Source organism: Sodalis glossinidius str. 'morsitans' (assembly GCF_000010085.1).
GTDB lineage: Bacteria > Pseudomonadota > Gammaproteobacteria > Enterobacterales > Enterobacteriaceae > Sodalis > Sodalis glossinidius.
On the sequence record NC_007712.1, the window covers coordinates 3,868,248 to 3,887,810 of the forward strand.

Sequence of the window (19,563 nt, forward strand, 5' to 3'; positions counted from 1 at the left end):
CAGAGCGCCCGCCGGTCAACGCTGAATCTTCCCCCTTAAGCCGCGCACGGCGGGTCCCCCACCCTTGATTATACCCGCCCGACCTGTATTCTTAGGAGGCGCGAAAACACACTATGGGCAAGACCCCGGCCTGAGCCCATCGCTTCCCCAAATAGCGGGCCTTTTTTACACGCCACGGAGTGCTGATATGACCGAAGGCCGCTTGTTGAGCGCCATTCCGCTGAATACTCTATCAGGGGTCGGCCCGAGTCTTGTCAGCAAATTTGCCCGGCTCGGGCTGGAAAACCTGCAGGATCTGTTGTTACACCTGCCGGCCCGCTATGAAGACCGCACCAAACTGTATCCTATTGGCGAGGCGCTGCCCGGTATGACGGTGACCGTGCAGGGAGAAGTCCTGAACAGCGACATCAGTTTTGGCCGCAAATGCATGCTCACCTGTCGCCTGCGTGACGACAGCGGCGTGCTGACGCTGCGTTTCTTCCATTTCAACGCGGCGATGAAAAATAGCCTCTCCCCCGGCCAATGGGTCACCGCCTATGGCGAAATCCGCCGCGGCCAGCATGGCGGCGAGATTATCCATCCAGAATACCATGTCATCAATGAGCGCAGCGAGGTGACGCTTGCCGCCGCGCTGACGCCGGTGTATCCGACCACAGAGGGCGTTCGACAGGCAACGCTGCGCAACGCGGTCGACCAGGCCCTGAAACTGCTGGATATCACCCCGGTCGCCGAGCTACTGCCGCCGGAACTGAGCGACGGGTTAATGAGCCTGCCCGATGCTTTACGGATGCTGCACCGCCCACCTCCGGCAATCTCTCTAGACGATTTGGTGCTGGGCCGTCACCCGGCGCAGCGCCGGCTGATTCTGGAAGAACTGTTGGCACATAATCTCAGCATGCTGGCGATCAGGGCCGGGGTGCAAAAAGATCGCGCGCTGCCGCTGCGCGCCGACAGCCTTCTGTCCCAGCGCTTTCTTGCCGCGCTGCCGTTTGCGCCGACCGGCGCCCAGCGGCGCGTGGTGGCGGAAATCAATCAAGATTTGGCGCGCGACGTCCCGATGATGCGGTTGGTGCAAGGAGACGTCGGCTCTGGCAAAACGCTGGCGGCGGCGCTGGCGGCGCTCTGCGCCATCAGCGATGGCCGGCAGGTGGCGCTAATGGCGCCTACGGAACTGCTGGCCGAACAGCATGCGCAGAACTTCCGCGACTGGTTTGCGCCACTGGGCATCGAGGTCGGTTGGCTGGCGGGCAAGCAGAAAGGGAAAGCGCGTCAGGCGCAGCAGGAGGCTATTAGTGACGGTCGGGTATCGATGATAGTGGGCACACACGCCATTTTTCAGGAACAGGTGCGCTTTGCCGGCCTGGCGCTGGTGATAATCGATGAGCAGCATCGTTTCGGCGTCCACCAGCGGCTGGCGCTTTGGGAAAAAGGACTCGTGCAGGGCTTTCATCCGCATCAGTTGATCATGACCGCCACCCCTATTCCCCGAACTCTGGCGATGACGACCTATGCTGACCTGGATACCTCGGTCATCGATGAACTACCGCCGGGACGCACGCCGGTGACCACGGTCGCTATTCCGGATACCCGGCGCGCCGAAATTATTCAGCGCGTCCGCCAGGCCTGCCTGCAGGAGCAACGCCAGGCGTACTGGGTCTGTACCCTGATAGAGGAGTCGGACCTACTGGAGGCGCAGGCGGCGGAGGCCACCTGGCAGGAACTGAAAAGCTCCCTGCCCGAGTTGCGCGTCGGGCTTGTGCATGGGCGCATGAAGGCGCTGGAAAAACAGCAGCTCATGCAGGCGTTCAAGGCGGGCGACGTACAGCTGCTGGTGGCGACCACGGTCATCGAAGTCGGCGTCGATGTGCCTAACGCCAGCCTGATGATTATCGAAAACCCCGAGCGCCTCGGGCTGGCGCAGCTGCATCAGTTGCGTGGACGGGTTGGCCGCGGCGCGGTGGCCTCCCACTGCGTACTGCTGTACAAATCGCCGCTGAGCAAAACCGCGCAGTCGCGTTTGCAGGTTCTGCGCAACAGCAACGACGGCTTTGTCATCGCCCAGCGGGACCTGGAAATTCGCGGCCCTGGCGAACTGTTGGGCACCCGCCAAACCGGCAACGCCGAATTTCGGGTGGCGAATCTGCTGCGCGATCAGGGGATGATCCCGGAAGTACAGCGCCTGGCGCGGCATATCCATCAACATCACCCCGACGCGGCCCGCGCCCTGATTGAACGCTGGATGCCGGAGCACGTACGCTACACCTTTGCCTGACCAGCGCCCGCGGGCGCGTTGGCGTGACAGCCCCGCTGCTGTGCCGTTTGGGGCGAATCATTGATCGATATCAATGAACCGTGCCGAGGGCGGTGCAATCGATTGCTTTTCCGGTCAGGATGATTAAAATGCCCTCTTTGCCTCCCAGGAACGTTCTTTGCCATGACATCGCCCGTGATTAACACCTCTTCCCCCACGCCGACGGCGCTCCCAGCGAACTGATTTATCGCCTTGATGACCGGCCGCCGCTGCCACAAACGTTGTTTGCCGCCTGTCAGCATCTGCTGGCGATGTTTGTGGCGGTCATTACGCCGGCGCTACTGATCTGCCAGGCGCTGGGCCTGCCGGCGTAGGATACCCGCCATATTATCAGCATGTCGCTGTTTGCCTGCGGGTTGGCGTCCATTCTGCAAATCAAAACCTGGGGGCCGGTGGGTTCGGGCCTGCTGTCCATTCAGGGCACCAGCTTTAATTTCGTGACGCCGCTGATTATGGGCGGCCTGGCGCTGAACGACCATACTTTCGGCGCACCGAAAAATCTGATGCTGGCCGGCGCGGTGTTGTTGGTGATTATTTTGCTGAATCGACAGCGCAACCCCTATTTGCGCGTCGCCTCGCTGGTGATCGCCATGGTAGTGGGCTATTTGCTGGCCTGGGCGACCGGAATGCTGCCGCCGTCGGCGTCGGCACAGCCATTAATTGTGGTGCCGACGCCGCTGTACTACGGTCTGGGTTTTGACTAGGATCTGCTTATTCCGCTGATGCTGGTGTTTATGGTTACCTCTATCGAGACTATTGGCGATATCACCGCTACCTCGGACGTGTCCGAACAGCCGGTGCGAGGTCCTATATACATGCAGCACCTGAGAAAGGCGGTGTATTGTCCAACTGCCTGAACTCCATGCTATCGGCGGTGTTTAATACCTTTCCAAACTCCTGTTTTGGTCAGAACAACGGAGTGATCCAGCTTACGGGCGTCGCCAGTCGCTATGTGGGTTTTGTGGTGGCGCTGATGCTTATCGCACTCGGCCTGTTCCCGGCGGTGAGCGGCGTGGTGCAGCATATTCCCGAGCCGGTACTGGGCGGCGCGACGATTGTGATGTTCGGCACCATTGCAGCGTCGGGGGTACGAATCGTTTCCCGCGAGCGTCTTAACCGCCGGACGATAATGATTATCGCCCTGTCTCTGGCGGTAGGGCTCTGCGTCTCTCAGCAGCCGCTCATCCTGCAATACGCGCCGCAGTGGCTGAAAACGCTGCTCTCGTCCGGCATCGCCGCCGGCGGCATTACCGCTATCTTCCTCAACATCCTGTTTCCGCACGAAAAAACTAACTAGGGCGACCGAGCACAATTCAGACCGCGGCGATAACGTCGCGGTCTTTTTTTTGTTGCAGCACCCCTTTGTCACTTGAGATAGCCGGTCAATTGCGGCATAAACAGTGTATCTGTCTTCACCGCTGTGGAATGTGCAATGAAATTGCTAGGCAAACTGCTGATCTCTCTGATCCTCGTTCTCATATTGCTCATTGTGCTTATCTATATGCTGCTGCAAACCTCCTGGGGGGCCGGCCGGCTGAGCCAACAGTTGACCCGGCATAGCGATTATCAGGTTTCTCTCGGCGGCATCAATCACAGCTGGACCAATTTCAGCGAGATCCAGCTCGATAACGTCACCCTCGGCAAGAAGGGCGCGCTGCCGACGCTTGTGGCCAAGCGGGTAGTGGCAGAGCTTGACGTGCGCCACTCACCGACCCCTGGCACGTGAATCGCCTGCAATTGCAGGATGGAACCCTGAACCTTGACCCGGCCGCGCCGGCCTGGCCGTTGCAGGCGGATACACTACAGCTCAACGGCATGGCGGTCAGCGCACGGCGACTGGCGGCTCAACGGCCAGAACGTCAACGCCGACATCTCGCCCTGGCAGCCGCAGGTCGGCTATCCTCTGGGCCGGCAGGCGCGTTTCTAGCTCAGCGCCCGTTCGCTCACGCTCAACGGCGTTCCGGCGCAAAATGTCCTGGTCCAGGCGGAAGTTAACAATCAGGCGCTCACCCTGGATAATCTCGGCGCCGATCTGTATAAAGGGGAGCTCACCGGCACCGCCCGACGCGCGCCCGACGGCAGTTGGCAGGTCGATACCCTACGGCTGAGCAATGTGCGTTTGCAGTCGGAAAAGACGCTGCACGATTTTTTGCGCCAGGTGTTCTCAGTGCCCAAAATCACTCTGCGCCGCGTCGATTTGATTAATGCGCGTATGGAGGGACGCAACTGGGCGTTTAACGATCTGGATTTAACCCTGCGCGAGATGACTTTCCAGAACGGCGACTGGTCGGCGCAGGACGGTTCGCTCTCGTTCAACGCCAGCGATTTAATCAACGGCGGCGTGCATTTGACGGACACCCTTGCCAATATGACTTTTTCGCCGCAGGGCGTTGAGATCCGCCAATTCAGCGGCCGCTGGGAAAGAGGGTTACTGCGCGCCAGCGGGCGCTGGCTGCGGCAGGATCGCAAGCTGGCTCTGGATGAGCTGATGATAGCCGGCCTGGAATATACTTTGCCCGCGAACTGGCGCACGACCTGGCTCCAGCCGCTACCATCCTGGCTGGCGGGCGTGTCGGTGGACAGGCTGAGCGCCAACCGCAACCTGATTATTGATATTACGCCGGCTTTTCCCTTCCAGATCACCGCCCTGGACGTCACCGTCAGGCAACTGGTGCTGGCGCGCGACCATCAATGGGGAGTCTGGTCCGGCAACCTGACCCTGAACGGCAGCGATGCCACATTCAACAAAACCGATGTGCGCCAGCCGTCGCTGACGCTGGACGCTACCGGTGATGCACTCTCTATCAGCGAGCTGAGCGCTTTCACCGGCGAGGGTCTGCTGGAAGCCAACGCGACCGTCAGCCAGCGCCCGGCGCGGGATTTTACGCTCAACCTCAACGGGCGGGCGGTCCTGGTCAACGTGCTGCATAATTGGGGGTGGCCGACGCTGCCGCTGACGGGCAACGCCAATCTCAAACTGCAACTGCGGGGACAGATGACAGCGGCCGCGCCGCTCAAGCCCTCGCTGAACGGCGCACTGCAGGTGCAGGGCACTGCTCAATCAAAGCATGCGCCACGGGGACGTTGTGACGACGCCTGAGCCCTGACAGGGTCGCTCGCGCCGTAAGGCACAACACCGCGCTCAACCTCAGCCGGCGTTGGAGCCGCCTCGCTCAAGAGGAATATCCAGCGACGGCGGCAGGACCAGAAAAATGCCTTCAAAGATGGCCCCTTGACATCATTGCCGTACAGCTGCACTCTCGCTTTGCGCCCTGGCGCCAGCTGATCCAAATCGCCCGATAGCGATCCCAAATCCGCTATCGCCCCCGGCCTGCCGATCACCGGTTTGATGTAGCGGATGTGCGCATCGGCCAGAATGATGGTACCGCCCAGCTGGCGCTCGCGCAGCAGCAACCAAATCAGCCCCCAGCCGGTCAGCGTCGCCAGCAAAAACAGGCCTGCCGGCAAAAAGCGTATGGTGTGGATTCTGGTTGCCGGTCTCGGGCATGGTTGTCATAAACTTCTGCCCGGTATACTGACTGATGCGCACGCCCATTTTCTCGCTGAGCGGTATATGCTGATACCAGACCTGCTGCAACTGCCCGCACCAGTCAGGTCGATGCAGGATGTCATCCAGGGTGACGATGAGCTTTATCATCAGAAAATGCCGGATAGGGGTGGTAGAGGGGGTAATAATTTCACCTTGATTGACGAACCCCAGTTTGGCGAAAAAAGCCACCGCATCTTCACGGGCGCTACACACCACCCGCTTGACTCCCTCCTGGCGCGCCACGGACTCCAGCGTCATTGCGACCAGCGTACCGAGACCCTTATCCTGCACCTGCGGATGCACCGCCAGAAAGCGTATCGAGGCTTCATTATCAGCATTGACATAAAGTCGCCCCACTGCCACCGGGGCTGCCCCTGCTCATCCACCACCATCTGGTGATGCGCCATACCGTCATAAGCGTCACGTTCGGAACCCGGGTGCTGATGTAGCGGTTTGCGCAGCATCTCCCAGCGGAACTGATAGTATTGTTGAAGCTCCTGTTCAGTTTCCGGAACGCGCAAGTGATACATACCGATCTCTCTTAATTAAATATGCCGTCCGGCCGTTCAGACCTGCAGCCAGAAGGTTACCGGCCCGTCGTTGACCAGCGCCACCTGCATATCAGCGCCGAATCGGCCGGTTTCGGTCCGAATACCGGTTTGCCGGCAGCGGTCGGTAAAGTCATCATACAGCCGCCGGGCATCCGCCGGCGCCGCACCGCGGGAAAACCCCGGACGCAGGCCCCGATCGGTGTCCACCGCCAGAGTAAACTGGGACACGACCAGTACTCTCCCTCCCGACTGGCGCACATTCAAGTTCATCTTACCCTGCTCATCGCTGAATATACGGTAAGCCAGCACGCGTTCACACAATTTGGCCGCCTTCTGTTCATCGTCCTGCCGCTCAACACCCAGCAGGATCAGGAGCCCCGGACCTATCGCGCCCGCCACCTCATTGTCGATGGTGACCCTGGCCTGCGTGACCCGTTGTATCAAGGCTATCATCAGTATCCCTTACAATCTGGGCGGCGTGATGCGCGGCGGCCTGTCGGTGCTCGCTGAGCGACGCCGTGATCTCCGCCCCCAATAATACAATGCACCAGCTCCAGTACACCCAAAGAAACAGAATGGGGATTACCGCCAGTACCCCGTAAATCAGCTGGTAGGATGGAAACAGGGTGACATACAGCCCGAATCCTTTTTTCCCCAGTTCAAACAACGCTCCCGCCACCAACGCGCCCACCAGCGCATCCCGCGCCGGCACCCGCACCGTCGGCACCAGACTATAAAGCAGCCAGAACGACGCGCAGGAAAGCAGTAGCGGAAAAATTCGCAGCAGGAGCGTCACTATACCTTTGGCGCCGCTGACATTCAGCCAGGTAAGCGAAAACAGATACGAGCTCAACACCATGCTGGCGCCCACCAGCAGCGGGCCCAGGGTTAACACCATCCAATAGACGGCGAAAGAGAAAATAATTGGCCGCTTATTTTTACTGCGCCAGATACTATTGAGCACCGTATCCACCGAGTAAATCAGAAGCAGCGCGGTGACGATGAGGCCACAGGTGCCCACCGCGGTCATTCGGCTCGAATTGAGAATGAATTGTTCCAGATAGAGCTGGATAACGTCGCCGGTCGCCGGCATGAAATTGGTGAAAATAAAATGGCGCAGCTCGACACTGACGTCGGAAAACACCGGAAAGGCGGCGAACAGCGCAAAAATGACCGTCACCAGCGGCACCAACGACAGTAGCGACACATACGCCAGATGGCCTGCCAGTACAGTAATATCATCACGATAAACCCGCTTGCCCAAGTGCTGGATAAAGTGCAGCACCGGCAGCTTATGCAGCCGAAGACCCATCATCGCCACCCTCTTTGCGGTGATCGCATCAGCGCAGGACGTCCACGCTTTTCTGCCGTCAGGCAAAAAATGCCGGCACAACCTCTCGGTCCGTCACATGCATGCTGCGGATACCCACCTCACGCGCCGCGGCAATATTATCGGCATTATCATCAAAGAAAACCGCCCCGTCGGCCGTCGCCCCTTCCTGCGCCAGCACGTAGCGATAAATGGCCGGATCCGGCTTACGCATGCCCAGATCCTGCGACAAATAGAGTTTATCGACACAGGCTTGCACTTCGGGATACTGGCTCGGCCAATAATCGCAATGCAAACGATTGGTATTGGAGAGGATCACCACCCGATGGCCCTGTTCGCGCAGCCGGGTCAAAATAGCCACCATCTCGGGCCGCAGACCGACGAATACCGCCTGCCAGCCGGCGGTAAATTGCTCGAAGCTCAGCGCGATGCCCAGTTCGCCGCAAATTTTAGCGGCGAAAGCTTCATCGGTGATATCGCCGCGCTCATGCTGTTCAAAAGCTTCACCCATGACAAACTCTTTTTGCAGGATGGCCAGCGGGACACGGCTGAAGTTGCTCCAGACCCCTAGCACGCGGTTAAAGTCGATATCAATGACGACATTCCCCAGATCAAAGATATATAGCATGGTCCCCCTCCGGAATCCTTCGTAAGATCTTCACTGTAGCGAGAAACGGCCTGACTGAACAGTGCGAGCGGCTTCCCGGAGGGAAAAAAGAGGCCCCACCGAGGCCGCCAGCGAACCGGCGGGATGCCCGAAGAGGCTATTCTTCCCGCCACCGCGCTGTGGACCTGCGGGCGAGCATCAGGCACCCGCCAAACAGAGCCGGGTAGCACATGACAGGGCTGGGTGCGCCGCCGAACGAAGCCGACACTCGCCGTTCACAGACTGGATCGACTCGAACCTCCGCCCAGGGGAGCCCGTTGCTGACCTTCGGCCGAGCTGAAGCGACTTAAGCCACCGCCAGCGGTCGCCGGCTAAAATTTGCTTTGCGCGGCGGCGCTCAGTGCCGTACGCCGACTCCCCTGATGACGCAGCTCCCCCCAGAAATAATAGCCGACAAACGCAAAGCACAGCAGCGACACGCCAAAAGATCGCTGCAGGGAGCCCAGGTAATCGGAAACATAACCCTGTAGTGCCGGTACGATCGCCGCGCCCCCGATGGACATCACAATTACCGCTCCCGCTACTTCAGTGTACCAGTTCTCTACCGTTTTAATCGTGCCGGTGTAAATGGTGACCCAACAGGGGCCGAACAACGCGCTGACGGCGACGGCAGCATAGACAGCGCTAAAATCCGGCACCAGCATCGCGACGCCGATGGCGGAATAGGCGATCAGCACTTTCTGCACGTTGTAGCGAGTCATCAGACAATTGGCGATAAATTTGCCGATAAAAAAGCCAATGAAACTATAAATCATGAAATTGGACGCATGGCGCTCATTCGCCGCCCCTAGCGACAGCGCCAAACGAATGGTGAACGACCATACCACCACCTGCAACCCCACATAGAGAAACTGCGCCATCACGCCACGACGAAACCGGCGGTTGGCTGCCAGATAGCGCAAGGTTTCTCCCATGCCCGGCGACGCGCAGCGCTGTATGGCCTGGGGTTTACAGTAGGGAATCGGGTAAGCATAAACAAGAAAAGCACGCACATCAGCACCATAATCAGATATTTATAGGGCTCAAGCGTATTTTCCAGCATCGACAGCCGAAACGCATGAATCTGTTCGACCGTCATTGATGCCATGCGGCTTTCCAGACTGCCGCCCTCGTCGAATACCAGGTATTTCCCCAGCACAATGCCCATAAGCGCGCCGACCGGATAGAAAGTCTGACTGATATTGAGACGCAGGGTGGCTAGTCGCGATGGCCTATCATCACGCTGTAAGTATTGGCGGCGGTTTCCAGAAAGCTGAGTCCGATGGAGATAGCGAATATCGCCGCCAGAAACATGGTATAGGTCGCCATACGCGCTGCGGGATAAAAAAGCGCGCAACCGATGATGTACAGCGTCAGACCGGCTTTGTTGAATAAATATAACTTTTAGGTGATCGTCTGCTCAGATCACTACCGTCATTTCAACATCTGCACTCCATGGCAAAGCAAAAATTTAAAATAACCAACTGTTCCACTTACAATAAAGCTCTCAAGCAGCGCGGGGCTCTGACGACATGGCTGGATGAGTCGGCAATTGTTGCATGGACGGAAAAAACAACGCCTGAACGGCGTGGCCGGTCGCTTCACTACGCAGATATGGCTATCACCACTGTTCTGATGATGAAACACGTGTTTGGCCTTTCGTTAAGGGCTTTACAGGGCTTCGTTGACGCCATTTTTAAACTGATGGTGCTGCTGCTAAGATGCCCAGACTACTCGCTGATCAGTACGACGGATGCTCAGGCCCTACCAGCTCTGATAAACCAGACCAGCGGAAAATCAGGGAAGCGTTGGCTGATGGCGCTTACGATACCCGCTACTGTCATGATGCTCTGCTGAGGAAGAAAATAAGGCCTCTTATTCCTCCACGAGGTGGGGCGCAATATTGGCCAGACCGATACCATGAGCGTAACTACGCCGTTGCGAATCAGCGTCTAAGCGGCAGTAACGATGTATGGAAAAAGCAAGTGGGCTATCATCTAAGTCTGCGTGACTATGATGCGCAGGTAGGTGAGGCAATGGCGATGATCAAAGCGCTTAACAAAATGACGCTGTTAGGAATGCCGAACAGAATCCGGATCGCATAACAATCGATCTGCTAGGGGGGCGTATTCACACAAGTTCTGATTTATTCAACAAAGCCCGTCAGACCGAGAATAATGGCAAGTTTGTAACTGCTGCTGATCACCAGCGACGCCGGGATGGCAATCAAGAAGTAACCGCCGTAAAAGGCGCTTTGCACCAAAGCGCTGGCGAAATCGCTTAGCGCAAATACGCTTTTGAATTGGGTAATCAAAATGTCATTGAGACTGGCGGCGCAGCCCCAAAGCGGAAACAGTCATGACAGCAGGATAAACTGGAACACCGGCGTTTTATTCAGGTAACCGTCGGCTAATTGTACGCTTGGCTGAGGCATGGGCTAATCCTCAACAGGCGTGGCGACAGCGTCGCTCGTCACGGCAATATGTCTCGCCGCTGGGAGTATGACGGTAATGGCAGGAAGGTTTATGACCTGTATTGTTACCGGAATGCGTAAATGTTGCACCACAAGGTCGCCGGCTGGGGTAACGTCGGCGAGATACCGGCGTTGAGGGTACCGGGGCATTCCGCCGTTGCCGTGGCGCGGAGTGAAACGTAAGACACCGATGGCTGTAATATCCATATCCTCTTCATGAGTTAAGTTTCCTAGTGTCATTTAGCCAAAATCAACAAATGATAAATGTAATTAGATTTAAAGATAACGATTATTAAGGATGGATATGCTGGTAAATTACTTATTAAATATAAATGATATTATTCTATAAACATTAAATCTCCCCCCCCTGTATCGGCAGACAAAACCCTGCTGGGTCATCCCCCTCTGCGGTCTGGGTTGCAAATGGCCTGCGAATCAGGGGGGATAGTGAATGAGGCCATTTGCGTGGTAGTGCCATTGCGGGTAATATCCCCGCAACGGTCTGCACGGCGCGTACGGACCTTGAGGGTGCGCGAGGAGTCAAACGCGACTCAGTTCAAAGGGCGGACCCTGGTCTCCTTCTTTCAGGCAACAGCGGGATAGTCCCATGGAAATGCGGCGCGAAGAACGGATTAATAGACTGAGGCAGGCGTTGAAGCGAACGGACAAACTGCATCTAAAAGACGCCGCCGCGCTGCTTGGCGTTTCCGAGATGACCGTCCGCCGGGATTTAAGCGCCGAAACGGCGTCGGTGGTGCTGCTGGGCGGTTATGTCGTCACTGCGCCGCGCAACAACGCGGTGACGCGCTATTTCGTATCGGATCAGCAACTGCGTCACGTCGACGAAAAAGCGCAGGCCGGCCATCTGGCGGCGGCACTGATTGAACCGGATGACACGCTGTTTTTCGATTGCGGCACCACAACGCCCTTTATCATCGATGCCATTGACGACGCTCTGGCGTTTACCGCCGTCTGCTATTCGCTAAACACCTTTTTAGCGCTGAGGGAGAAACCGCGCTGTAACGCCATTTTGTGCGGCGGACGCTATCATCCTGCCAACGCCACCTTTACCCCGCTGACGCCCGACTCGCTGCTTGACGATATCTGCCCGACCAAATCGTTCTTTTCCGCCGCGGGCCTCTGCCTGCAAAGCGGCGCCACTTGCTTTCATTTCGATGAATTAGCGTTAAAACAACGCGCGATCGCCATGGCGCAGCACCCCATTCTGGTGGTCGATCACGGTAAATTCGACTGCGTCCGCCCCGCCCGCATCGGCCCGCTGACTGCCTTTGCCACGTTAGTCACAGACAGACGGCCGGCGCCAAAATTTGTCGATTATTGCCAGCAGCAGGCGATTACGCTGCGCTATGAGGGGATATAACGGAAAAGCGCTTCCAGGCGAAGGCGGGTGCCATCCCTTCGTAGTAAGGCGCGCGGCGGCGCGCGGCAAAAAAAATGCCGGTTGAACTGGGTCAACCGGCATCGCGATTTCGGTGCCGCCCGGGGGGCGTCAACCGTTACAAGCGATTGGCGCGCTTACGTTCGTTTTCGGTCAGATAACGCTTACGCAAACGGATGGATTGCGGCGTCACTTCTACCAATTCATCATCATCGATGAATTCCAACGCCTGCTCCAGAGACATCTTGATCGCCGGCACCAGCGTCGTCGCTTCGTCGGTACCGGACGCGCGCATGTTGGTCAGCTTCTTGCCGGTCAGACAGTTCACCGTCAGATCGTTGGAGCGGGTGTGAATACCGATGATCTGGCCTTCGTAAACTTCCGCACCGTGCCCCAGGAACAGGCGACCACGATCCTGCAGGCTGTACAGGGCGTAGGCTACCGCTTTACCCTGACCGTTGGAGATCAACACGCCGTTCTGGCGCTGGCCGATTTCACCGGGACGCACATCGTCGTAGTGACTAAAGGTGGAGTACAAAAGACCGGTTCCCGAGGTCATGGTCAGAAAATCAGTACGGAAACCGATCAAGCCCCGGCTCGGGATCACATAATCCAGACGGATGCGGCCTTTGCCGTCCGGCAGCATGTCGCGCATCTCACCTTTACGGATGCCCATCGCTTCCATGACCGGTCCCTGATGCTGCTCTTCAATATCTAGCGTAACCGATTCAAAAGGTTCCTGTTTAGCGCCATCGACGGTACGGAAAATGACTTTCGGGCGGGAAACGGCGATCTCGAACCCTTCACGACGCATGTTTTCGATAAGCACCGAGAGGTGCAGCTCGCCGCGGCCGGAAACGCGGAAGGTATCCGGATCTTCGGTTTCTTCCACCCGCAACGCCACGTTATGTACCAGCTCTTTGTTCAGACGCTCCAGGATCTGGCGCGAGGTAACGTATTTCCCTTCTTTACCGCAGAACGGCGAGGTGTTGACGCCGAACGACATGGAGACGGTCGGTTCATCGACCGTCAACGGCGGCAGCGCTTCTACCTGAGCCTGATCGCAAAGGGTATCGGAAATATTCAGCTCGCCCAACCCGGTAATCGCGATGATATCGCCGGCTTCGGCCAGTTTGGATTCAATGCGCTGCAGGCCCATATGGCCCAGAACCTGGCCCACTTTACCGTTGCGGCGTTTACCTTCGCTGTCCACCACGGTCACGTTCTGGTGCGGTTTTACCGAGCCGCGCTTGATGCGCCCGACGCCGATAACACCGACATAGCTGTTATAGTCCAGCTGGGAAATCTGCATCTGGAACAGGCCGTCGACGTCAACGTTCGGCGCTTCGACATTTTTCACGATGGATTCAAACAGCGGCGTCATATCGTCGGCCATGTTTTCATGTTCCAGACCGGCAATACCCAGCAGCGCTGATGCGTAGACGATCGGAAAATCAAGCTGCTCGTCGGTGGCGCCCAGATTGACGAACAGATCGAAGACCTGATCCACTACCCAGTCAGGGCGCGCGCCGGGGCGGTCAACTTTGTTGATAACCACGATAGGTTTCAGACCATAAGCGAACGCTTTCTGCGTCACGAAACGGGTCTGGGGCATCGGACCATCCATGGCATCGACCAGCAGCAATACCGAGTCAACCATTGACATTACGCGCTCAACTTCGCCGCCGAAGTCGGCGTGTCCGGGGGTGTCGACGATGTTGATGCGGTAATCGTGCCAGTTGATGGCGGTATTTTTAGCGAGGATGGTAATCCCACGCTCTTTCTCCAAATCGTTGGAGTCCATCACGCGTTCGGTTGCATCGTTACGGTCACCAAGCGTGCCGGATTGTTGCAACAATTTGTCAACCAAGGTAGTTTTACCATGGTCTACGTGCGCGATGATGGCGATGTTACGCAGATTTTCGATCACAACTTTGCCTCAGGCATTAGAGTTAGAAATGGCGCGCTATTGTACACGGATTAGGCGAGGGACTAAACAAGATCCGTCGTTCTTGGCGATTGTGTCTTTTTGCACGCCGCCGCATCCCCTTCCCGGTGCAAAATTCCCTTCCGCCCGGCCACATGCACCAAAATAGTGCCCGCCCTCTCTAAATGCACTACCATGGTTCAATCCGGCCAATCTGGTGCAGTCCGGCGCACCGCAAAAGTCCGCAGCGATGCGTTTTGCGCCGGTTTGGCAATGTTGGCACAGTTTTAGCTATAGACCTTATAAGGCAGAAAATTCAATCCATAGGCGTTCGTTCCACGACGACGACAAGCAACATCCGGGAGAAGGAGAATATGAGTTATGTCCGTTGAACAAGTCATGTCGATGCTTAAAGAACATGAAGTAAAATTCATCGACTTACGTTTCACCGATACCAAAGGTAAAGAGCAGCACGTTACGATCCCTGCGCCGGTCAGCGAAGAAGACGTAAAAGACTTCTTTGAAGAAGGCAAAATGTTCGACGGCTCCTCTATTGGCGGCTGGAAAGGCATTAACGAGTCAGACATGGTGCTGATGCCCGACGCATCCTCCGCCGTCATGGATCCGTTTTATGAAGAGTCGACGCTTATCATCCGCTGCGACATTCTTGAGCCGGCAACCATGCAGGGCTACGATCGCGATCCGCGTTCCATCGCCAAACGTGCCGAAGACTTCTTGAAGTCCTCCGGCATCGCCGATCAGGTCCTGTTTGGACCCGAGCCCGAATTCTTCTTGTTCGACGACATTCGTTTCGGCACCTCCATCTCCGGTTCGCATGTCGCGATCGATGATATTGAAGCGGCCTGGAATACCGGTAAAGCTTACAAAGGCGGCAACAAAGGCCACCGTCCGGGCGTGAAGGGCGGCTATTTCCCGGTTCCGCCGGTCGACTCCTCGCAGGATCTGCGTTCTACCATATGTTTGACCATGGCGGAAATGGGCCTGGTCGTGGAAGCACATCACCACGAAGTGGCAACCGCCGGCCAGAACGAAGTGGCCACCCGCTTCAATACCCTGACTAAAAAAGCTGACGAAATCCAGATTTACAAATACGTCGTTCATAACGTTGCCCACGCGTTCGGCAAAACCGCGACCTTCATGCCGAAACCGATTTTTGGCGATAACGGCTCCGGTATGCACTGCCATATGTCCTTGACCAAAGACGGCAACAACCTGTTCTCCGGCGACAAGTACGGCGGCCTGTCTGAAGCGGCGCTGTTCTACATCGGCGGCGTTATCAAGCATGCAAAAGCCATCAATGCGCTGACCAACCCGACCACCAACTCCTACAAGCGTCTGGTCCCGGGTTATGAAGCACCGGTCATGCTGGCTTACTCCACCCGTAACCGCTCCGCTTCCATCCGTATTCCGGTGGTCGCCAGCCCGAAAGCACGCCGTATCGAAGTTCGCTTCCCGGATCCGGCCGCCAACCCATACCTGGCGTTCTCCGCACTGTTGATGGCCGGCCTGGACGGCATTATCAACAAAATCCATCCCGGCGATGCCATGGATAAAAACCTCTACGATCTGCCGGCGGAAGAAGCCAGCGAAATCCCAACCGTGGCCGGTTCCCTTGAGGAAGCATTGAACACCCTGGATGCGGATCGCGAGTTCCTGACCCGCGGCGGCGTGTTTACCGACGACACTATCGATGCCTATATCGCGCTGCGCACGGAAGAAAACGACCGCGTACGCATAACGCCGCACCCGGTAGAGTTCGAGCTGTATTACAGCGTTTAATCACCCGAGTTTTTTGTTGCCGTGGAAACTTTCAGCCCATCTTCGGATGGGCTTTTTTCTCCACCAAACCTGGCGCGATGCCATGCGCCATCACCGATAATCAAGCGCTTTGCATTAACAGAGTGCGGGAGACTGCTAAATGGCAACCGGCACACTGCCCGAAGCTGGGCAGATCCTTAATTCGTTAATTACCAGTATTTTGCTGCTGGATAATGATCTGGCGGTGCATTACGCTAACCCGGCGGCGCAACAGCTGCTGGCACAAAGCTCGCGTAAGCTGTTCGGCACTCCGCTGCCGGAATTGCTGGGTTATTTTTCCCTCAATGTCGAGCTAATGCGCGAAAGTCTGGACGCAGGACAGGGATTCACCGATAACGAAGTGACGCTGGTGGTAGACGGCAGGGCGCATATCCTGTCGCTGACCGCGCAGCGGCTGCCGGAAGAGACTATTCTGATGGAGCTGGCGCCTATGGATAATCAGCGCCGCCTCAGCCAGGAACAACTGCAGCATGCACAGCAGGTTGCAGCGCGGGATTTGGTGCGCGGCCTCGCCCATGAGATTAAAAATCCCCTTGGCGGCCTTCGCGGCGCCGCGCAGCTGCTGGCCAAAGCACTGCCGGACCCGGCGTTAACGGAATACACCAAGGTGATCATAGAACAGGCCGATCGGTTGCGCAATCTGGTCGACCGTTTATTGGGCCCACAGCAGCCCGGTATGCATGTGACGCAAAGTATTCATCAGGTCTGCGAGAGGGTATTCAAACTGGTGTCGCTTGAGATGCCGGACAATGTCACGCTGGTACGGGATTATGATCCCAGCCTGCCGGAGTTGACCCATGATCCGGATCAGATGGAACAAGTCTTGCTGAATATCACCCGCAATTCGCTGCAGGCGCTGGGCGAGCAGGGCGGCACCATTACCCTCAGAACGCGTACCGCCTTTCAGCTGACGCTGCACGGGGTGCGCTACCGGCTGGTGGCGCGCATTGATATCGAGGACGATGGTCCGGGAATCCCGGCGCAATTTCAGGATACGCTGTTTTATCCCATGGTCAGCGGCCGCGAAGGGGGAACCGGCCTGGGACTTTCCATCGCCCGCAGTCTGATCGATCAGAATTCAGGAAAGATTGAATTTAACAGTTGGCCGGGACATACCGAGTTTTCGGTCTACCTGCCTATTCGCCAGTGAGGTTCTGTATGCAACGAGGGATAGTCTGGATCGTCGACGACGATAGCTCCATCCGCTGGGTGCTTGAACGCGCACTCACTGGAGCCGGGTTGACCTGCACCACCTTTGAAGGTGGCAGCCAGGTGCTGGACGCGCTCGCCACCCAAACGCCGAACGTATTATTATCCGATATTCGCATGCCCGGCATAGATGGGCTGGCATTGCTCAAGCAAATCAAACAGCGTTATCCGATGCTGCCGGTCATCATCATGACCGCCCATTCAGATTTGGATGCCGCAGTCAGCGCCTACCAGCAAGGGACGTTCGATTATCTGCCGAAACCTTTCGATATCGACGAGGCTGTTGCCTTGGTGGAGCGTGCGGTCAGCCACTATCTGGAGCAGCAGCAGCCCCCACGCAGTCAGCCCGCCAGCGGCCCGACCGCCGATATCATTGGCGAAGCGCCGGCGATGCAGGACGTATTCCGTATCATCGGCCGCCTGTCGCGCTCATCAATCAGCGTGCTTATCAACGGCGAATCCGGCACCGGTAAAGAACTGGTGGCGCACGCCCTGCATCGCCATAGCCCGCGCGCCAAGGCGCCGTTTATCGCGCTGAATATGGCGGCGATTCCGAAGGATTTGATTGAGTCGGAATTGTTTGGCCATGAAAAAGGAGCGTTTACCGGCGCCAATCAAATCCGTCAGGGCCGTTTCGAGCAGGCCGACGGCGGCACACTGTTTTTGGACGAAATCGGCGATATGCCGCTGGATGTGCAAACCCGTCTGTTGCGCGTGCTGGCGGACGGCCAGTTTTACCGCGTCGGCGGTTATGCCCCGATTAAGGTCGATGTGCGCATTATCGCCGCCACCCACCAGAACCTGGAACTACGCGTGCAGGAAGGCCGTTTTCGCGAGGATTTATTCCATCGTCTGAACGTTATCCGGGTACATCTGCCGCCGCTGCGCGAGCGCTGGGAAGATATCCCACGGCTGGCGCGGTATTTCCTGCAAGTGGCGGCCAGGGAGCTAGGCGTGGAGCCGAAAAATATGCATCCGGAGACCGAGACCGCGCTGACCCACCTGCCCTGGCCGGGAAACGTGCGCCAGTTGGAAAATACCTGCCGCTGGCTGACAGTGATGGCCGCCGGACAAGAAGTATTGATTCAGGATCTGCCGCCGGAGCTGTTTGAAACCACCGCGCCGGACAATGTGGTGCAATCGCTGCCGGACAGCTGGGCCACGCTACTGGCGCAGTGGGCCGATCGCGCGTTGCGTTCCGGTCATCAAAATTTGCTGTCGGAAGCACAGCCGGAAATGGAGCGCACCCTGCTGACCACCGCGCTGCTCCATACCCAGGGCCATAAGCAGGAAGCCGCCCGTTTGCTCGGTTGGGGCCGCAACACACTTACGCGCAAATTGAAAGAGCTGGGAATGGAGTAATCTCGATCGCGACGCACAGAGTGCGCCGGCAATGCCACATTGGCGTATAAACTGTTTACATTGTGGGCCGGCTCAGTATTATTTCTGTGCACAACGGGAGACAAGCCATGTTGCAGACACTTATCACTTACGTGACGCATGGGTTGGACGCAGTCATCGTTGCGGGGCATGCCCCACAAACAGCGCTGGCGTCGGTCATGTGTGCCGCGCTCATTAATTCATTGAAGTGAGCGGCCGTCCTCATACCCTCATTACGCCCCTTTCTGTCTGATGGCGGAAAGGGGCGGTTCATATCACCCGAGAAAACTGCCGTTGGCGCTGGCTGGCGCGCAGATAGGCATCGAAACACATACAGATGTTGCGGCACCAGCAGGCGGCCCCGGGCGGTTATTTCCAAGGCGCCAGCGCTCATCGTCACCAGCCCGTCCGCTACCAGCGGCGCCATCTGCGCCACCGATAAAAAAGTCGGCGTACCGCCGCCCCAGTGCATTTGTGTGACCCGCCTGCGGGCGAACAGCAGCGATCGCGCGCGGATTTCTCGCGCCAGCGTGTCGAGATACTCATCGACTTTTTCGCTATGACGCGTGACTATCTTATTGCAGCCGCAGAAATAGCACAGCTTGTGACAGAAAGGGATGTGAACATACAGCGACAGGGACCGTTCGGGATAACGGCTCGCCGCGGCGGCAAATGCGGCATCATCATAGTTTTCACTGAATTCCAGCGCGGTGGGATAGGAGGAATAACGCGGCACGGAGTGGTTATATTTCTGAATGAGGGCCAAATCCTATTCGATTGCTGGCAGTAATTTCACAGCTTACTCCTTACCCGGGGGACGTCGACGGCGCCGTCTGACGGGAAGAGCGGGTCGGCGTACCGCGCCGCGCGCCGCCTGCAGCCGCGCCTTGCGTCGCGAGAGGCGCCATAGTTTACCCGATAACCACACAAGATAACAGGTTAACAATA

At 57.4% G+C, this 19,563-nt stretch carries 10 protein-coding genes and 7 pseudogenes; 9 read left to right on the forward strand and 8 right to left on the reverse strand.

Annotation, left to right across the window (positions count from 1 at the left end):
- The first annotated feature begins 187 nt into the window (after positions 1 to 187).
- From recG to SGP1_RS36855, 3 genes and pseudogenes are all read left to right on the forward strand, one after another.
- Positions 188 to 2,272, forward strand: a complete 2,085-nt coding sequence (gene recG, locus SGP1_RS20485; RefSeq protein WP_011412035.1) for an ATP-dependent DNA helicase RecG — start codon at positions 188 to 190, stop codon at positions 2,270 to 2,272.
- Between the two features lie 218 nt (positions 2,273 to 2,490).
- Positions 2,491 to 3,608: pseudogene (locus SGP1_RS20490) on the forward strand (uracil-xanthine permease family protein).
- 135 nt (positions 3,609 to 3,743) lie between these two features.
- Positions 3,744 to 5,418 (forward strand): annotated as a pseudogene (locus SGP1_RS36855) (AsmA family protein).
- Between the two features lie 41 nt (positions 5,419 to 5,459).
- Here the strand turns inward: SGP1_RS36855 and fabY are convergent.
- From fabY to SGP1_RS36860, 5 genes and pseudogenes are all read right to left on the reverse strand, one after another.
- Positions 5,460 to 6,391, reverse strand: a pseudogene (gene fabY / locus SGP1_RS20500) (fatty acid biosynthesis protein FabY).
- 36 nt (positions 6,392 to 6,427) lie between these two features.
- A complete protein-coding gene (dtd, locus tag SGP1_RS20505) occupies positions 6,428 to 6,865 on the reverse strand; it encodes a D-aminoacyl-tRNA deacylase (RefSeq protein ID WP_011412036.1) in 438 nt (145 codons plus the stop codon).
- On the reverse strand, positions 6,813 to 7,727 hold the full coding sequence (locus tag SGP1_RS20510; protein WP_011412037.1) for a virulence factor BrkB family protein: 915 nt from the start codon (positions 7,725 to 7,727) through the stop codon (positions 6,813 to 6,815). The genes dtd and SGP1_RS20510 overlap by 53 nt, the downstream gene beginning before the upstream one ends.
- A gap of 55 nt (positions 7,728 to 7,782) precedes the next feature.
- The gene (yihX, locus tag SGP1_RS20515; protein ID WP_011412038.1) at positions 7,783 to 8,370 is read right to left on the reverse strand and encodes a glucose-1-phosphatase; all 588 of its coding nucleotides are present in this window, start codon (positions 8,368 to 8,370) and stop codon (positions 7,783 to 7,785) included.
- 350 nt (positions 8,371 to 8,720) lie between these two features.
- Positions 8,721 to 9,768: pseudogene (locus SGP1_RS36860) on the reverse strand (L-fucose:H+ symporter permease); the annotation flags it as partial.
- A 75-nt stretch (positions 9,769 to 9,843) separates the two neighbouring features.
- On the opposite strand from SGP1_RS36860, the pseudogene SGP1_RS28510 reads away from it, so the two are divergent.
- Positions 9,844 to 10,493, forward strand: a pseudogene (locus SGP1_RS28510) (transposase).
- A 47-nt stretch (positions 10,494 to 10,540) separates the two neighbouring features.
- Here SGP1_RS28510 and SGP1_RS30330 read toward each other — a convergent pair.
- A pseudogene (locus SGP1_RS30330) lies at positions 10,541 to 10,822 on the reverse strand (hypothetical protein); the annotation flags it as partial.
- 646 nt (positions 10,823 to 11,468) lie between these two features.
- Here SGP1_RS30330 and deoR point away from each other — a divergent pair.
- On the forward strand, positions 11,469 to 12,242 hold the full coding sequence (deoR, locus tag SGP1_RS20540; RefSeq protein WP_011412039.1) for a DNA-binding transcriptional repressor DeoR: 774 nt from the start codon (positions 11,469 to 11,471) through the stop codon (positions 12,240 to 12,242).
- Between the two features lie 136 nt (positions 12,243 to 12,378).
- Here deoR and typA read toward each other — a convergent pair whose 3' ends face one another.
- Positions 12,379 to 14,190 (reverse strand): translational GTPase TypA, encoded by a 1,812-nt coding sequence (gene typA, locus SGP1_RS20545; RefSeq protein WP_011412040.1) that lies wholly within the window; start codon positions 14,188 to 14,190, stop codon positions 12,379 to 12,381.
- Between the two features lie 378 nt (positions 14,191 to 14,568).
- Here typA and glnA point away from each other — a divergent pair, with 378 nt between their 5' ends.
- The 4 genes from glnA (at position 14,569) to SGP1_RS30335 (ending at position 18,827) form a co-directional block, all read left to right on the forward strand.
- Positions 14,569 to 15,987: a glutamate--ammonia ligase gene (gene glnA / locus SGP1_RS20550; RefSeq protein WP_011412041.1), complete on the forward strand. Its 1,419-nt coding sequence runs from the start codon at positions 14,569 to 14,571 to the stop codon at positions 15,985 to 15,987.
- A 139-nt stretch (positions 15,988 to 16,126) separates the two neighbouring features.
- Positions 16,127 to 17,176 (forward strand): nitrogen regulation protein NR(II), encoded by a 1,050-nt coding sequence (glnL, locus tag SGP1_RS20555; protein ID WP_011412042.1) that lies wholly within the window; start codon positions 16,127 to 16,129, stop codon positions 17,174 to 17,176.
- Positions 17,177 to 17,184: 8 nt separating this feature from the next.
- Positions 17,185 to 18,597 (forward strand): nitrogen regulation protein NR(I), encoded by a 1,413-nt coding sequence (glnG, locus tag SGP1_RS20560; protein ID WP_011412043.1) that lies wholly within the window; start codon positions 17,185 to 17,187, stop codon positions 18,595 to 18,597.
- A gap of 107 nt (positions 18,598 to 18,704) precedes the next feature.
- Positions 18,705 to 18,827: a YshB family small membrane protein gene (locus tag SGP1_RS30335; protein WP_148203614.1), complete on the forward strand. Its 123-nt coding sequence runs from the start codon at positions 18,705 to 18,707 to the stop codon at positions 18,825 to 18,827.
- 197 nt (positions 18,828 to 19,024) lie between these two features.
- Here SGP1_RS30335 and SGP1_RS28515 read toward each other — a convergent pair.
- A pseudogene (locus SGP1_RS28515) lies at positions 19,025 to 19,381 on the reverse strand (oxygen-independent coproporphyrinogen III oxidase); the annotation flags it as partial.
- Between the last annotated feature and the right edge of the window lie 182 nt (positions 19,382 to 19,563).

Coding starts and splice junctions, on each gene's coding strand:
- SGP1_RS20510 (WP_011412037.1), bottom strand. CDS start 7,727: ATGATGGGTCTTCGGCTGCATAAGCTGCCGGTGCTGCACTTTATCCAG.
- glnL (WP_011412042.1), top strand. CDS start 16,127: ATGGCAACCGGCACACTGCCCGAAGCTGGGCAGATCCTTAATTCGTTA.
- glnG (WP_011412043.1), top strand. CDS start 17,185: ATGCAACGAGGGATAGTCTGGATCGTCGACGACGATAGCTCCATCCGC.
- dtd (WP_011412036.1), bottom strand. CDS start 6,865: ATGATAGCCTTGATACAACGGGTCACGCAGGCCAGGGTCACCATCGAC.
- glnA (WP_011412041.1), top strand. CDS start 14,569: ATGTCCGTTGAACAAGTCATGTCGATGCTTAAAGAACATGAAGTAAAA.
- SGP1_RS30335 (WP_148203614.1), top strand. CDS start 18,705: ATGTTGCAGACACTTATCACTTACGTGACGCATGGGTTGGACGCAGTC.
- yihX (WP_011412038.1), bottom strand. CDS start 8,370: ATGCTATATATCTTTGATCTGGGGAATGTCGTCATTGATATCGACTTT.
- recG (WP_011412035.1), top strand. CDS start 188: ATGACCGAAGGCCGCTTGTTGAGCGCCATTCCGCTGAATACTCTATCA.
- deoR (WP_011412039.1), top strand. CDS start 11,469: ATGGAAATGCGGCGCGAAGAACGGATTAATAGACTGAGGCAGGCGTTG.